Origin of the sequence: Acinetobacter calcoaceticus (assembly GCF_051947995.1) — a bacterium.
Classification (GTDB): Bacteria; Pseudomonadota; Gammaproteobacteria; order Pseudomonadales; family Moraxellaceae; genus Acinetobacter.
In genome coordinates this window covers 543,405-557,150 of record NZ_JBLVVH010000001.1, presented here as the reverse complement: position 1 = coordinate 557,150, position 13,746 = coordinate 543,405, and the positions used below count along the sequence as shown (strand labels likewise).

At 40.0% G+C, this 13,746-nt stretch carries 15 protein-coding genes; 13 read left to right on the top strand and 2 right to left on the bottom strand.

Annotated features, from left to right (window positions below):
- Positions 1 to 3: 3 nt before the first annotated feature.
- A complete protein-coding gene (locus ACNQO6_RS02685; RefSeq protein WP_309348265.1) occupies positions 4 to 1,410 on the top strand; it encodes a molybdenum cofactor biosysnthesis protein MoeA in 1,407 nt (468 codons plus the stop codon).
- Positions 1,411 to 1,858: 448 nt separating this feature from the next.
- Here the strand turns inward: ACNQO6_RS02685 and ACNQO6_RS02680 are convergent, their stop codons facing one another.
- Positions 1,859 to 2,467, bottom strand: a complete 609-nt coding sequence (locus tag ACNQO6_RS02680; RefSeq protein ID WP_343580547.1) for an HvfX family Cu-binding RiPP maturation protein — start codon at positions 2,465 to 2,467, stop codon at positions 1,859 to 1,861.
- Positions 2,468 to 2,630: 163 nt separating this feature from the next.
- Between ACNQO6_RS02680 and ACNQO6_RS02675 the strand changes: the two genes are divergently transcribed.
- The 12 genes from ACNQO6_RS02675 to ACNQO6_RS02620 all read left to right on the top strand — a co-directional run bounded on the left by ACNQO6_RS02675 (position 2,631) and on the right by ACNQO6_RS02620 (position 13,057).
- Positions 2,631 to 2,939 carry an HvfA family oxazolone/thioamide-modified RiPP metallophore gene (locus tag ACNQO6_RS02675; protein ID WP_343580546.1) on the top strand — a complete coding sequence of 103 codons (309 nt, stop codon included), beginning with the start codon at positions 2,631 to 2,633 and terminating at the stop codon, positions 2,937 to 2,939.
- 69 nt (positions 2,940 to 3,008) lie between these two features.
- A complete protein-coding gene (locus ACNQO6_RS02670) occupies positions 3,009 to 3,872 on the top strand; it encodes an HvfB family MNIO-type RiPP peptide maturase (protein ID WP_343580544.1) in 864 nt (287 codons plus the stop codon).
- Complete coding sequence (locus ACNQO6_RS02665; RefSeq protein ID WP_440208022.1) at positions 3,823 to 4,581, top strand: HvfC family RiPP maturation protein; 759 nt, start codon at positions 3,823 to 3,825, stop codon at positions 4,579 to 4,581. The genes ACNQO6_RS02670 and ACNQO6_RS02665 overlap by 50 nt, the downstream gene beginning before the upstream one ends.
- Entirely contained in the window at positions 4,578 to 5,198 is a 621-nt protein-coding gene (locus tag ACNQO6_RS02660) for an RNA polymerase factor sigma-70 (RefSeq protein ID WP_440208021.1), read from the top strand. Before ACNQO6_RS02665 ends, ACNQO6_RS02660 begins: the two co-directional genes overlap by 4 nt.
- Positions 5,192 to 5,371, top strand: a complete 180-nt coding sequence (locus ACNQO6_RS02655) for a zf-HC2 domain-containing protein (RefSeq protein WP_005229125.1) — start codon at positions 5,192 to 5,194, stop codon at positions 5,369 to 5,371. Before ACNQO6_RS02660 ends, ACNQO6_RS02655 begins: the two co-directional genes overlap by 7 nt.
- 200 nt (positions 5,372 to 5,571) lie before the next feature.
- On the top strand, positions 5,572 to 6,561 hold the full coding sequence (locus ACNQO6_RS02650; RefSeq protein ID WP_440208020.1) for an acyl-CoA desaturase: 990 nt from the start codon (positions 5,572 to 5,574) through the stop codon (positions 6,559 to 6,561).
- Positions 6,558 to 7,832, top strand: a complete 1,275-nt coding sequence (locus tag ACNQO6_RS02645) for an NAD(P)/FAD-dependent oxidoreductase (protein ID WP_440208019.1) — start codon at positions 6,558 to 6,560, stop codon at positions 7,830 to 7,832. The genes ACNQO6_RS02650 and ACNQO6_RS02645 overlap by 4 nt, the downstream gene beginning before the upstream one ends.
- Positions 7,833 to 7,846: 14 nt before the next feature.
- Positions 7,847 to 8,635 carry a DUF1365 domain-containing protein gene (locus tag ACNQO6_RS02640; RefSeq protein WP_396513617.1) on the top strand — a complete coding sequence of 263 codons (789 nt, stop codon included), beginning with the start codon at positions 7,847 to 7,849 and terminating at the stop codon, positions 8,633 to 8,635.
- A gap of 1 nt (position 8,636) precedes the next feature.
- On the top strand, positions 8,637 to 9,836 hold the full coding sequence (locus ACNQO6_RS02635) for a class I SAM-dependent methyltransferase (protein WP_440208018.1): 1,200 nt from the start codon (positions 8,637 to 8,639) through the stop codon (positions 9,834 to 9,836).
- A 28-nt stretch (positions 9,837 to 9,864) separates the two neighbouring features.
- Complete coding sequence (locus tag ACNQO6_RS02630; protein ID WP_440208017.1) at positions 9,865 to 10,644, top strand: DUF1295 domain-containing protein; 780 nt, start codon at positions 9,865 to 9,867, stop codon at positions 10,642 to 10,644.
- Between the two features lie 8 nt (positions 10,645 to 10,652).
- Positions 10,653 to 11,702, top strand: coding sequence for an SAM-dependent methyltransferase (locus ACNQO6_RS02625; protein ID WP_262755272.1), 1,050 nt, complete (start codon positions 10,653 to 10,655; stop codon positions 11,700 to 11,702).
- Positions 11,703 to 11,731: 29 nt separating this feature from the next.
- Entirely contained in the window at positions 11,732 to 13,057 is a 1,326-nt protein-coding gene (locus ACNQO6_RS02620) for a sensor histidine kinase (protein ID WP_343581084.1), read from the top strand.
- Here the strand turns inward: ACNQO6_RS02620 and ACNQO6_RS02615 are convergent.
- Complete coding sequence (locus ACNQO6_RS02615) at positions 13,054 to 13,746, bottom strand: response regulator transcription factor (RefSeq protein ID WP_440208016.1); 693 nt, start codon at positions 13,744 to 13,746, stop codon at positions 13,054 to 13,056. The genes ACNQO6_RS02620 and ACNQO6_RS02615 overlap by 4 nt on opposite strands.

Sequence of the window (13,746 nt, the reverse complement as noted above, 5' to 3'; positions counted from 1 at the left end):
CTTATGCGTAAACTTCCCGTACCTGAAGATCTTCCATATGATCTGACCACAATTTATTATCGCCTTTTTATGCAGCTTCCTCTGGGGGAACTAAAGGATACTGTAAACTTAGAAATGGCACTTAATCAAGTAAATGCAACTGATATTCATGCTTTACAGGACTATCCAGTCCATAACATATCTGCTTACACTGGTTGGGCTATTAATTCAGAATCAACTCAAGCTGCAAGTAAACAGCGACCAATATTAATCGATAACCTGTACTGCTGGGGATCGCAACTTTATCGTTCAGTAAACCCATATAAGCTGGATCTAAGTGGAAAAAATCTACTCAGAATTCCACAATATACAAAATTACCTGAATCTGTTGATGCTGTTATTGCAGAAGAAGATAAACGTCTAGATATTTCTGATTATGATAATAAAAAAATTATAGCACCTGTATCTACAATGCAAGGCGTTATCCAGAAAGGCAGCGTAATTCAACAAGGTAATCTAATCTTAGCTAAAAATGAAAAAATCACACCAGAAAAATTGATTGCACTCAGACGCGCTGGAATAAAAGAAATCACAATTTATAAAAATCCACGAATTATGATTGTGAGTATGCATTCCTTTGATGAAGAGCATTCATTCTGTGAAGAAAGCTTATACGTTAAAGACGTATTGAAAACGTGGGGTTATGATAACGTTGAGATAAAGCTACTTAAGCCAAAGCGTTATGATTCAGCATACAATAGCCGTAAGAAAGAGAAAGACCCAACTTTAGATGAGACATTAACAACTGATTGGGAAAGTTATAATCGTTTTTTTGAAGAACATATTCCAAATTTTGATGTAATGATTATCTGTTCTCACAAGAACATTGGTGGTTCAGTATTTTCAATCGGTAGACTAACGTCTTTTGATCCTAGCAGTATGACTTCAAATTTCCAAACACGCTCTATCCCTGCTGCTGAAATGGGTCTTATTAAAAGTATGCCTAGAACTCCTGAAGTGCGTGAAATCGTACCGCTCATTGATGATCAAGGTAATTCTAGAGGCTCTAAGACCGTTATCACAGAAGATAAAACGACGATCATTAATCTCCCTGGTGATATGCAAGACATTGCATTACTCATGCATTTCATAGTGAAGTATATTCTAAATAAACACGATCCAGATTTTCTCAACAAAATATTTATAAAAGGTCGCGCTAAACAAAAAATTGAAACAGATCTGGTTCAAAAGAGACTAGTATGGGGCAAATATCAACTTCATGATGATGGTCAGTATGACTTAGAGATAATTGAGAAGCAGCATGCTTATCAAATACAACCTTTTCTGGTTGCAAATTGTATTGTCATTATTCCTTTTTCAGAAAAACCAATCCAAGTTGATGAAAATGTTTATTTTATAAAAATTGACTAACGTTACTCTGATGGTCGGGGGTATGGCCGTTTTTGTCCCCCTGGGCAGGCGAAAAAAGGAAATTATTAGTACTTTATCGAACTTGTCAGTATGTAATAACTCAAATCTGATCTGACAGTAACCCTTTTGTTAATGTGCTGTCAGATTAAGTTTGAGCTAATTTTTTATCGCCTTTAAAAATCTATAAAAGGACAATGGGATAAAATTGGGTAAATTAAAGTTGCGTTAAAATAAAAATTAAATAAAACAATTGGTTATTGCCCTAGTTCAGCTGACGCCATCTCCACCAAAATTCTTGTTATAAAAAGCCACTTTTTAACGTGGCTTTTTTATTGGATGGGCTTTTGACAGGTCCAGTCTGTCTGTAATTTTTCCTATCTCTATTTTCATGCATCCATAAGCATGATGGTAGCAATTATAAGTTTTTCACCTAAAAACTTTCTATGTATTAATAGCTTTGAAGCTTTGATTTAACCCAGTAATCTAAACTGAAATATCGACCTCCACCCAGTACCATTAGCGCAATCAGCATAATTAAATACGTCACCGCAAATTCAACACCATTATTCAGAACCACGAATGAACCGCTAGATGTGAGCCAATCATAATTGCCATAAGTCATTAAAATTTCCCTGGCTTTTTCTAATTTCTCAGCTGAGGCCAATACTTGAGCATTGGCAAAAGGCGCATGTGAATCGGCAATCGCTTGCCAGCCATTTGGTAAATGGACAGTGAAAATGGCGACGAGCATGGTAATGATCAACGGAATACTTATAAAGCGAGTGAATAAACCAAGTGCCAGTAGAACGGCACCTGCGATCTCAGCTGACGTTGCCAAAGCCGCCATAAGATGGGGAAAGGGCATGGCTAACCCCCAATCTGGGTTACCAAACCATTCCACTGTATCTTGAAAATGTATTAGCTTATTTGTGCCAGCCATCCAAAAAATAGGCGTTAAATAACAACGCAAGGCAAGTGCTGCGATGCCATCTGTATGTTGAAGGATAGTACAAATGTTTTGATAGTGCTGAGGGAAAGAATGCAAAAAGTTCTTCATGATAACTTCACACCGGATGAGATTGAATAATCATTAGTCGGGTGAGGGTTCAGTTTCTTACAAAAACTTTTTTCATTTGCACTGTAATAAATTGAGAGTTGCGCCGTCTAACTTTATGTACCTCTGTACAAACCGAGTATTTACCTTAAAAAGGAATAGAAAAATGAGCAAACTTAATTCAATGACTTCAGTTGCAGCATTATTGGCATTGTCTGTTGCTGGTGTAACCCAAGTAGCTGTAGCAGCCACCACCACAGCAACAGAAGCACATGCAAGCAAAGCTGCTGACGGAAAATGTGGTGAAGCGAAATGTGGCGCCAATAAAGCTAAACAACAGCAAAAATCTGCTGAGGCCAAATGCGGTGCAGCAAAAAAAGCAGCAGATGCAAAGTGTGGCGCAGCCAAGAAAGCTGCTGATGCAAAATGCGGTGCGGATAAAAAAGTGGCTGACGGCAAGTGTGGGGCTAAATAATCCCATCAATCATGGATGATGTCGATTTAAAACCTAGATCGGCATCATTCTAATCATAGGAGTTTCACAATGGCTGAATTGGCTGGTGTAGGTCTGGGTTTGAGGCGTGAATTTATTGATGCGTTTTTAAATGCAGATACTCATCCAGATTTTATTGAAGTTGCTCCTGAAAACTGGATGGGCTTTGGTGGTCGACATGCCAAACTTTTAGCTCGATGTGTGGAGAAAGCTCCCTTAATCTGTCATGGACTATCTTTATCGATTGGAGGGCCTCATCCACTTAATCTTGAATTTATTCAGCAAATTAAGGTTTTTTTGCAACGTTATCAGGTCATGACTTACTCAGAGCATTTGAGTTATACCCATGATGGTGGCTATTTATATGATTTATTACCGATTCCAATGACTGAAGCTGCTGTAAATTATGTGGCAGAGCGTATTTTACAGATACAGGATATTTTAGGCAGAAGACTGGTTATTGAAAATGTTTCCACTTATTTGATGCCGAACGCAGAAATGCGTGAAGCTGAATTTATACGTGAAGTGTTGTTAAAAGCAGATTGTGAATTGCTGCTAGACGTTAATAATGTCTATGTGAATAGTATTAATCATGGCGGTGATGCTTATGCTTTTATTGACGCAATGCCTAAAGATCGGATTCGTTACTTGCATGTCGCAGGCCATGAACAAGTGGAAAAAAATCTATTGATTGATACGCATGGTGCTGCAATTAGTGATCCGGTTTGGCAGCTCCTGCAATATAGCTACCAAGTTTGTGGGGTTAAGCCGACCTTACTGGAACGTGATTTTAATATTCCATCTTGGGCACAACTACAAAGTGAGTTGAGCCAAATCAAAATCATGCAGCAACAGGGGAGTCGCGATGAAGGCAAAACAAATATCCTTTCACACAACGCAACGACAGTTTTGTGATTGGATTCGTAATCCAGAATTACAGCCACCACAAAACTTTGCTGTAAATCGCATGCAGGTCTATCGTGATTTGCTATTTAATAATGTATGTTCATTTATTAATTTGGTTTTTCCTGTCGCACAGGCGATGTTAACAAAACAGCAATGGCAGCAATTATTGGTAGAGTTTTTCGAGAAATCACAATGCCAGTCGCCCTTCTACAATGACATTTCCTTGCAGTTTAGAGAATATCTCAACGAACAGCAGCATTCGGTATTACAGCAATATCCATGGTTAGCCGAGTTATTACAGTATGAGTGGTTAGAATTATATCTAGACACCGTGGAAATTGAATCTCCAGTTTTGGCTCAGGATCAGGATTGGCAATTAACGACGCAAATCTGGGTGCTGGCTTATCAATATCCGGTTTATCAATGGACAACCGCAATGACACCCGCTTTGGTAGAACCCGTACCCAGTGCAATTATGGTCTGGCGAGATGAATTGGATCGAGTACGATTTGAAGTTTTATCGCCTTTATTTGCTGTATTGATAGAACAACTGAGTCAAAAAGGATGGATGCAACTCGATTTAGAGCATGGGATTAAATCCTTGCTGCCTGATTTATCTCTGCAAGAGCTTCAAATACAACTTTGTGAGTTAAATGCTTTATTAACTCGGTTAAGATTAATTCATGTTCCCCATAATAATGATGAGATACCGGGATGAGTTCTGCTTCAGCACATTACAATGAGCGATTTTTAGATCAGGTGCATAATCCTGCTTTTTTGCAAGATCTAAGACAACAAATGATTAAATTTGCTGTTCTACAGCTTTCATCATTGCCACAGGCAGAAGACGTCGTGCAGGAAGCATTGGCAAGCGCATTTCAACACTTAGATTCTTTTACAGGCCGTGCTGCTTTTAAAACTTGGGTTTTTGCAATTTTAAAAAATAAGATCATTGATCTGATCAGGCAAAAATCACGTTTGGTCAGTATGAGTGAGCTCTTTAAAGATGAGGAAAGTGAACTCAGCATTGATGCCTTATTTGATGCTTCAGGTCATTGGCATAAATATGAAGCTCCACACGCCTGGTTAGGTCCAGAAGAAATGATGGAACAACAAGATTTCTGGATTATTTTTGATGCGTGTCTTAATCATTTACCTGCCAAATATGCACAAGTATTCATGCTGCGCGAAGTGATTGAACTAAATTCCAGTGAAATATGTGAGAAGCTTGAACTGACAGTGTCACATTTTAATGTACTGATGTATCGCAGCCGAACTCGACTGCGAGAATGTCTGGAAAATAAATGGTTATTGCAGGAGGATTGCTCATGTTGACCTGTCGTCAAGCCACGCAACTGTTATCTGAAAAGCAAGATAGGGCATTGCTGTTGCGAGAGCAGAGCAATTTACAGCTGCATTTATTGACCTGCCGTTCATGCCGCCGTTATGGAAAGCAGATAAAGACTTTATCTCAACTTTCAAAAGAATTTAAAAAATTTGATCAATGATTTATTTCATTTTATAACTTTGACCCATTCTATCTCTGGTCTAAGCTTGTTATTTTCAGATAGAAAAATAATTTCAAGATAAGCCTATGTTTTTAATGGTTTTGTATTAAGATAAATAATTATAAATTAGGCTTCACATAAACTTCATATCGAATTTTTTACAATGATAAATATAAAAAGAGATGGGTCAGGAAGAATCAATGTTTAAGTTTTTTCTGGGATGGATGGATAGTTGGTCCTTAAATAACGCTTCTAGATTAAAAGAAGGGTCAGGTCCTCATATCAATAAAGATACGAAAATCCAATGGGTGAGAATTCTTCCTTTTATCTTATTACATCTTGCTTGCTTCGCAGTATTCTGGGTGGGCATTTCTTGGTTCGCTGTCATTTTTATGCTGACTTTTTATCTGGTGAGAATGTTTGCAATTACCGCATTTTTTCATCGTTATTTATCCCATAAAACCTTTCAAACTTCACGACCAGTACAATTTATATTTTTGCTTCTAGGGACAATGAGTGCACAGCGAGGACCATTATGGTGGGCTGCACATCATCGTTATCATCATCGTTTTACCGATACGGCACAGGATCCTCATTCATCTACACACGGTTTCTGGTATAGCCATATCGGCTGGTTTTTAAATGAACAGAATGTTTCAACCCGTAAGGATGCGATTAAGGACTGGCTCAAGTTTCCGGAGATTGTCTGGCTCGATCGTTTTAGTTTGCCAGTGGTGCTAATAACTGCCTTTATCATTTATTTATTGGGCGAATGGGTGGCTGTATCCCATCCCGGTTTTGGGACCTCGGGACCGCAATTATTGGTCTGGGGATTCGTTGTTTCAACTGTACTCTTGATTCATGCAACCTTGTGCATTAATTCGCTTGCGCATTTATATGGCAGTAGAGATTTTGATACACCAGATAACAGTCGTAATAACCTTTTTTTATCAATCCTCACCTTAGGGGAGGGTTGGCACAATAACCATCATTATTATGCAGGTAGTGCCAGACAAGGGTTTTTTTGGTGGCAAATTGATATGACTTATTATGGTTTAAAACTTATGTCCTGGTGTGGTCTGGTCTGGGGCATAAAGCCTGTACCTCCCAGAATATATGCGGCCCGCAAAAAAACTAAACACATTCTTAAAATCAATCCAGTAAAAATTCAGAGTAAGGAATCCTCATGAAAATTGCAATTGTTGGCTCTGGTATCGCAGGGCTATATGCGGCATGGAAACTCTCACAAGAGCATGAGGTCACTTTGTTTGAAAAAGAAAATTATTTTGGTGGACATACCGACACCCATGCGTTGTGGATTGATCATCAAAATGTCGCTGTTGATAGCGGATTTATTGTTTTTAACGGCGTTAATTATCCATTATTCAGTGCAATGCTGAACGAGTTGGGAGTAAGCACACAGCAAAGTGATATGAGTTTTTCCGTGAATAATCAAGTGACAGGACTACAATACAATCCTTCAAAAAAATGGTCATTACTGGTTCGGCCACAAAATTTTATCAATCAAAACTTTCGGGTGATGCTATCGGATTTATTCCGATTTTATCGAGAAAATAAAGAGATTGATATCGAAGAGCAGGGCGCTGATCTATCGATTGAAGCATATTTGGATCAGCATGGTTATTCAAAGGTCTTTAGAGAGGAACATTTATATCCGATGTGCGGTGCACTTTGGTCAAGCCCTGTCGATCAGGTAGGGAATATTCCCTATAAATTCGTGATAAGTTTTTTTCAACATCACCGGATGTTGCAAATAAAAGACAGACCGCAATGGCAAACGGTCAAAGGTGGCTCAGCTTCTTATATCCGAGCAATTCAAAAAGCATGTCCGTCGATCATTTGGAAAAAAGCAGGTGTTCAGAATGTAGTACGTGAAGCGCACACGGTCACGGTAATCACTGATCAGGAGAAGGAAATTTTTGACTGGGTTATTTTTGCTACCCATGCGGATGACACTTTAAGACTGTTGAATGATGCTTCAGATATAGAGCGTGAAATCTTAGGATGTTTTAACTATCAAGATAACCATATGGTTGTGCATAACGATCAGTCCATTATGCCCAAAGCACGTTCCCAGTGGGCAAGCTGGCATGTCCATGTCACACCTCAATCTTCAACTGAACCACAGTCACAGAGTGCGAAGGCCCATTATGGTTTTACCTACTGGATGAATCGCTTGCAAAATTTAAAGTGCAAAACTCAGATTTTCTCTACCCTGAATCCGAATACTTCGATTGCCAAAGACAAGATTTATATTGAGCGACATTATCGGCATCCTGTGTTTAATAAACAGGCACTTGAGGCACAATCGCGCTGGAAAGAATTAAATGGCAAAAATCGAAGTTCTTTTTGCGGTGCCTATTGGGGCTGGGGCTTTCATGAGGACGGTGCTAGAAGTGCTGAACGTGTCGTAGAAGCTTTATCTGGTATTAATGAATAAACAGGGGAACTCACATGCTTGCAGCTCCGCTCTCCATTGCAAAAGCCCAGATTAGACATCGACGGTTTCATCCGAAGGTGCATGATTTTCAATCTATGCTTAGCTATTTGTGTTTTGATCCTGATCGTATGCATGAACAGCTTGAGCATTCATGGTTATGTTCAACATCACACTGGAGTGTGCTGAACCTTTATGAAAATGATTTTTTAAAGGGTTATACCGGAAGCATTCGAGAAAAAATAAATAAAATTGTACTCCAGCACGCCCATGTAAAGTTGCCCGAACAATCTGAAATCCGTGTATTGGCTTTACCCAGAACGATGGGCTTTAGCTTCAATTCTGTCATCTTTTACTTCGTATTTAACCGACAAAAACAACCCGTATTTATATTAAGTGAAATTACCAATACGCCTTGGAATGAACGGAAGGTGTATGTTCATGATTGTCAGGAAAAGTTACAACAACATGGCTCTTATCAGGGTTATGAATTTAAATTCGAGAAAAGTTTTCATGTGTCTCCATTTATGCCGATGGATATCCATTACGCATGGCGATTCAACTTTTCAGATACGCAAAATGTCATTTATATGCAGCTGTATCATTCAGACAAATTGATTTTTGATGCAACCATGCAGTTTTCGTTAACACACATCACACTTCCTTCACAACTCAATCATTATGCTATTTATCATCTCTTCGAACCTTTCAAGATGTTAGCTTCAATTTATATCCAGGCATTTCATCTGTGGCGAAAGAAGGTTCCATTTTATCGACACCCTAAAAAAGATAAGGATTTACAATAAAATGATGAAAACACTTATTTTAGGGGAACAAGATTCCCTGCCATTGGTGCTTCGAAGCCTGCTTAAACTTCGTCATGGCCAGATTCATTTTCGGGGCGAATGGCGTGGTACGGTTGGGGAAGCCTCGGACCTTGAAGCAACTATAACTGTTCATAATAAGAAATTAATTGATCTTATTTTTAAAAACGGAGTGCTTGGTGCGGCTGAAGCTTTTATGCTGGGATATTGGAGTAGTGAGCATTTGGTTGAAACGATCCAGATATTGGCAAGAAACCGCGATGTTCTCGATAAGATCAATCAAAATGTGATTTCACAGGCGAGTCAGCTGATTTTAAAGGCGTGGTACAAAAGCCGGAAAAATTCCGTGGCGGGGAGTCGTCAAAATATTGCCGAGCATTATGATCTCAGCAATGATTTTTTTAAGCTATTTCTGGATACATCCATGATGTATTCCAGTGCAGTTTATCAACATCAAGAAATGACTTTAGAGCAGGCTTCAGATTATAAGAAGGAGCTGATTTGTGAAAAATTGCAATTAAAATCCATGGATCACTTGGTGGAAATCGGAAGTGGTTGGGGAGGCTTTGCGATTTATGCTGCCCAGCACTATGGCTGTCGGGTGACCACAATTACGATTTCTCAGGCTCAGTATGAGGAGGCGAAACAACGGATTGCCGATGCCGGTTTAAGTCATCGCGTAGATGTGCAGCTTAAAGACTATCGTTTACTACAGGGTAAATTCGACAAACTGGTATCAATTGAAATGATTGAAGCGGTGGGTGAGCAATATCTTCCAACCTATTTCAGTCAATGCCGATCACTATTAAAACCCCATGGTCTAGGCCTGATTCAGGCCATTACGATTGAAGATGCCCGTTATAAAAAAGCACTTCAGACTGTGGATTATATAAAACGTTATATTTTCCCTGGAAGTTTTATTCCCAGCATCAGTGTCCTGACACAAGCCGCCTCAGAACAGAAATTAAGATTGAAGCATCTTGAAGATATCGGATCCAGCTATGCAGAAACCATTCATCAATGGCGCGAACGTTTTTTAAATGCAAGAGCAGAGGTTCTTGCTTTAGGTTTTGATGAAACCTTTATTCGCATGTGGGACTTTTATTTGTGTTATTGCGAGGGAGGATTCAAAGAGGGAGTGATTAGTGATGTTCACCTGTTATTTGAAGCAAGCCCTTATTGAGTCTTTGGGATAGATCAGGGAGGCAGTGATGTTGTTGCAATTGTTTTTACTTGATGCCGTCGTGATGACCATTTGCTGGTTTTGGGCAAGCTATAATCGTCGGGCAGGCATCGTCGATGTGGCTTGGAGCTTCTGTATTTTCATCAACATCTTGATCACGGCTTGGTATATCGATGTCGCGCCGACGCAGGTCAGATGGTTTATTGGTGTTTTCAGCTCTGTCTGGTTCTTGCGTTTGAGTCTACACCTGTTTCGTCGCTATGCCTTGGAGCACGAAGAAGATCGCCGTTATGCCAATATGCGTGAGGCCATGGGTAAATTCCAGCACTTAGGTTTTCTTGCTTTCTTTATCTTTCAAGCGGGTCTGGCCATATTATTTACGGTTCCCATGTGGAGTTTATTAAATGTACCCAGTTCTATCTGGTTAGCTGAAACAACAGATTATCTGATCATTGCCGGTTTGATTATGGGGTTTGCATTTATTGGCGAAGTGGTTGCGGACCAGCAACTCTATCGGTTTAAACAAAACATCCAGAATCGTGGCAAAACCATGGATCAGGGATTATGGCGTTACTCACGTCATCCCAATTATTTCTTTGAGTGGTTGCATTGGTTTACATATCCAGTCATCGGTATCGCAGCAGGCTTATATAGCTTATGGATTTATCCTGTGTTGATGTGGTTTTTTCTGTATTACATTACCGGAATTCCATTCAGCGAACAGCAGGCATTAAAAAATCGGGGACAAAATTATCTCGATTATCAAAAAAGAACTTCGATGTTTATTCCGTGGAAACCCAAAGAGTAGGTACGCACATGGACTTTATTATTCAAAAATCATTAAAACTTGTAGAAAGTGGTCTGGTGCCAGACCCGGCAATTCGTGCTGCAATTCGCTCGTTAAGTAAAAAGCGTCTGATTCAGGAAGGGCGTTATGATCCTGAACAAGGGGCTCAACGCTATATGGATGTATTGTATATGCTCAAGCATAGCGCAATCGCCATTGAAACAGACAAGGCCAATGAACAGCACTATGAATTACCGACAGCATTTTTTCAGGCCGTACTGGGTAAACATCTCAAGTATAGTGCATGTTTTTTTGCAAACGACCAAACCACATTAGATGAGGCAGAAGCGCTTGCCCTACAAATTTATAGTGAGCGGGCACAACTGAAAAATGGACAACATATTCTGGAACTGGGGTGTGGTTGGGGCTCGTTTACATTATGGATGGCAGAACACTATCCTGACTCGCACATTACTGCAGTTTCTAATTCCAGCACTCAGCGACACTATATTTTGTCTGAAGCAGCAAAGCGTGGGCTCAGGAATGTTGAGATCGTGACCTGTGATGTCAATGTACTTGAATTAAAACAGCAGACATTTGATCGTGTGGTTTCAGTTGAAATGTTTGAACATGTTCGAAATTATCAACGACTTTTTGAGAAAATCCAGTCCTGGCTAAAAGCTGATGGTATGTTGTGGTGTCATATCTTCTGTCATAGATTCCTGCATTATCCATTTGAAATAAAAAGTGAATATGACTGGATGTCACGTTACTTTTTTACCGGCGGATTGATGCCTGCAAGTTCTACTTTTCTGCATTTTCAAGATCATCTGGAGTTGGCACAGCATTGGCAGTGGTCCGGCATACATTATGAAAAAACAGCCAATGCCTGGTTAGACAACATGGATCGCCATGAGCAACAGCTCAAACCACTTTTTGATGAGGTTTATGCTCAAGAAGCGGGGATCTGGTGGCAACGTTGGCGTATTTTCTTTATGGCATGTGCTGAACTGTTTGGGTTTGAGCAGGGGCAGGAGTGGGTTGTGGGGCACTTCCTGTTTAAAAAGAAAAACGTATAATTTAAAAATAACGCCAAGTAGATCAGCTTATGTTTAGACAGAATAAAAATGGTGAGGATAATCATCCGCTGAGCGAGATGTTTAACCGCCATTATTGGTTGCAAATTGGGCTGATTGCGTTATCCATCATTATTGGTATTGCCTGTAGTACATGGGTGATTAAAGGTTCTTTACTCAAAACTGCCCTTGAGCAGGAGATGGAACACTATTGGATGCGCGTTGAGCGTAATCCGAAAGCTGATTTACCGGATACTAAAAATTTGTATGGTTACCGGTGGCAAACCGCGATGCCTCCAACTGCCTTCCGAAATCAGCATTTGGAGCAGGGCGTTCATCGCGTGTTTGTCGATGGAAAAAATAGGATGACAGTTTACGGCGAACGTAACGGACAACACGTATTACTGGTGTTCGGTGAAAGTAATGTCAACAAGATCGTCTGGCTGTTTGGTTTGGCCCCGTTAATGTTCAGCTTAATTGTGCTGTACAGTATTTTATGGTGGTCAAATCGCCGGGCCAAACGGTATTTCTCACCCATTACCCGTTTGGCAAATGCCTTGGAGGATATTGACTGGGCACATCAAAATGCAGCAGCATCGCCGTTTCAGGACATCTATACCAATGGCAATCTGGAAGCCGAGTATTTAAAGCGGGCACTTGAACGCTATCATCAGGTGTTGAGCGAGTTTATTAATAGGGAAAGGGAATTTACCGGAGATGTCAGTCATGAACTGCGCACGCCTTTAACCATTCTGAAAGGCAATGTACAGCTTTGTCAGGCACGTTATGGGCAGAGTAAGGCTTTGGATCGTATTGCCAATACCATCGAAGATATGCAATTACTGGTCGATACCTTATTGGCGATCGCAAGAAATAACACCAGTACCTTAACGGCCGAATATTTGCCTTTATCTCCTCTTATTCAGGATCTGGTTAGCGATTTAGAGCCTTTTAACCGTAGTCAGGAAATTGAGATCTGTGTTCAGGTTGAGACTCCAGACTCAGCAAAAATGATCTATCCATCAATGACGAAAATGGTCCTGAGCAATATACTTCGTAATGCATTAAATTATTCGCAAGGTACGAAAATTCATATTATTCAACGTCAGAACAGTGTGGTTATCGCGGATAACGGGATTGGCATTACAATGCCTGATGACCTTAAAGTACAACAATTAAGTTCACAGCTCCAACTCACTCCCAAAGGTCACGGTATCGGTTTGCAGCTTGTCAGGAAGTTATGTGCTCAGTTGGGATGGAGAGTTGAATTATTCGACCGCCAATACTACTTAAGTACGCACCCTGATCTGCAATTAGAAAAAACGACAGGTCTGATTGTGGTGGTTTATCTGAATTAGCCAGGCTCAGTATCTAAAGCTATTTTTAAGCCTACACCCGAGACGGTATGAATCAGTTTTTGCTGAAACGGTTTATCGATCATTTTCCTAAGGTTATAGATATGACTGCGTAAGGCATCACTCTCAGGCTCTTCATCCCCCCAGAGCTCGATAATGATTTCTTGTTTGGTAATCACTTTTGGCGAGTTTCTCATCAAGATTTTAAGTAATTTAAATTGTATTCGGGGGAGGTCAATTGTTTGGCCTGCACGGGTTATAGTCTGCGTTGAACTGTCTAAAATCAGATCATGAATTTGGAATTTAGTGGTGGTTACCTCGCCACGAGAACGTTTGATCAATGCACGAATACGCATCACCAATTCATTGAAATCAAAAGGCTTAACTAAATAGTCATCGGTGCCAGCAGTAAAACCTTTTAACTTATCATTCAGCGTATCCCGTGCAGTTAACATAAGGATAGGCATATCTTTGCCTTCTGCTCTGAGCCATTCACATAAATCATAGCCCGAGCCATCAGGTAAATTAATATCCAGTAATAGCAGATGATAAGGCTGGGCTAATAAAAAATTTCTTGCCGAATTCAAGTTACGGGCATGATCAACAATAAAACCATGTTCTTCTAAAAACTCGCATACGGTGGCAGCAAGTTCATAGTGATCTTCCACCATTAGGACAAATTGACTGCTCAT

What these genes read in the sequence shown, in the direction of transcription:
- ACNQO6_RS02685 (WP_309348265.1), top strand. Translation starts at nt 4, where the DNA reads ATGCGTAAACTTCCCGTACCTGAAGATCTTCCATATGATCTGACCACA.
- ACNQO6_RS02680 (WP_343580547.1), bottom strand. Translation starts at nt 2,467, where the DNA reads ATGAAGAACTTTTTGCATTCTTTCCCTCAGCACTATCAAAACATTTGT.
- ACNQO6_RS02675 (WP_343580546.1), top strand. Translation starts at nt 2,631, where the DNA reads ATGAGCAAACTTAATTCAATGACTTCAGTTGCAGCATTATTGGCATTG.
- ACNQO6_RS02670 (WP_343580544.1), top strand. Translation starts at nt 3,009, where the DNA reads ATGGCTGAATTGGCTGGTGTAGGTCTGGGTTTGAGGCGTGAATTTATT.
- ACNQO6_RS02665 (WP_440208022.1), top strand. Translation starts at nt 3,823, where the DNA reads ATGAAGGCAAAACAAATATCCTTTCACACAACGCAACGACAGTTTTGT.
- ACNQO6_RS02660 (WP_440208021.1), top strand. Translation starts at nt 4,578, where the DNA reads ATGAGTTCTGCTTCAGCACATTACAATGAGCGATTTTTAGATCAGGTG.
- ACNQO6_RS02655 (WP_005229125.1), top strand. Translation starts at nt 5,192, where the DNA reads ATGTTGACCTGTCGTCAAGCCACGCAACTGTTATCTGAAAAGCAAGAT.
- ACNQO6_RS02650 (WP_440208020.1), top strand. Translation starts at nt 5,572, where the DNA reads ATGTTTAAGTTTTTTCTGGGATGGATGGATAGTTGGTCCTTAAATAAC.
- ACNQO6_RS02645 (WP_440208019.1), top strand. Translation starts at nt 6,558, where the DNA reads ATGAAAATTGCAATTGTTGGCTCTGGTATCGCAGGGCTATATGCGGCA.
- ACNQO6_RS02640 (WP_396513617.1), top strand. Translation starts at nt 7,847, where the DNA reads ATGCTTGCAGCTCCGCTCTCCATTGCAAAAGCCCAGATTAGACATCGA.
- ACNQO6_RS02635 (WP_440208018.1), top strand. Translation starts at nt 8,637, where the DNA reads ATGATGAAAACACTTATTTTAGGGGAACAAGATTCCCTGCCATTGGTG.
- ACNQO6_RS02630 (WP_440208017.1), top strand. Translation starts at nt 9,865, where the DNA reads ATGTTGTTGCAATTGTTTTTACTTGATGCCGTCGTGATGACCATTTGC.
- ACNQO6_RS02625 (WP_262755272.1), top strand. Translation starts at nt 10,653, where the DNA reads ATGGACTTTATTATTCAAAAATCATTAAAACTTGTAGAAAGTGGTCTG.
- ACNQO6_RS02620 (WP_343581084.1), top strand. Translation starts at nt 11,732, where the DNA reads ATGTTTAGACAGAATAAAAATGGTGAGGATAATCATCCGCTGAGCGAG.
- ACNQO6_RS02615 (WP_440208016.1), bottom strand. Translation starts at nt 13,746, where the DNA reads ATGAGCAGTCAATTTGTCCTAATGGTGGAAGATCACTATGAACTTGCT.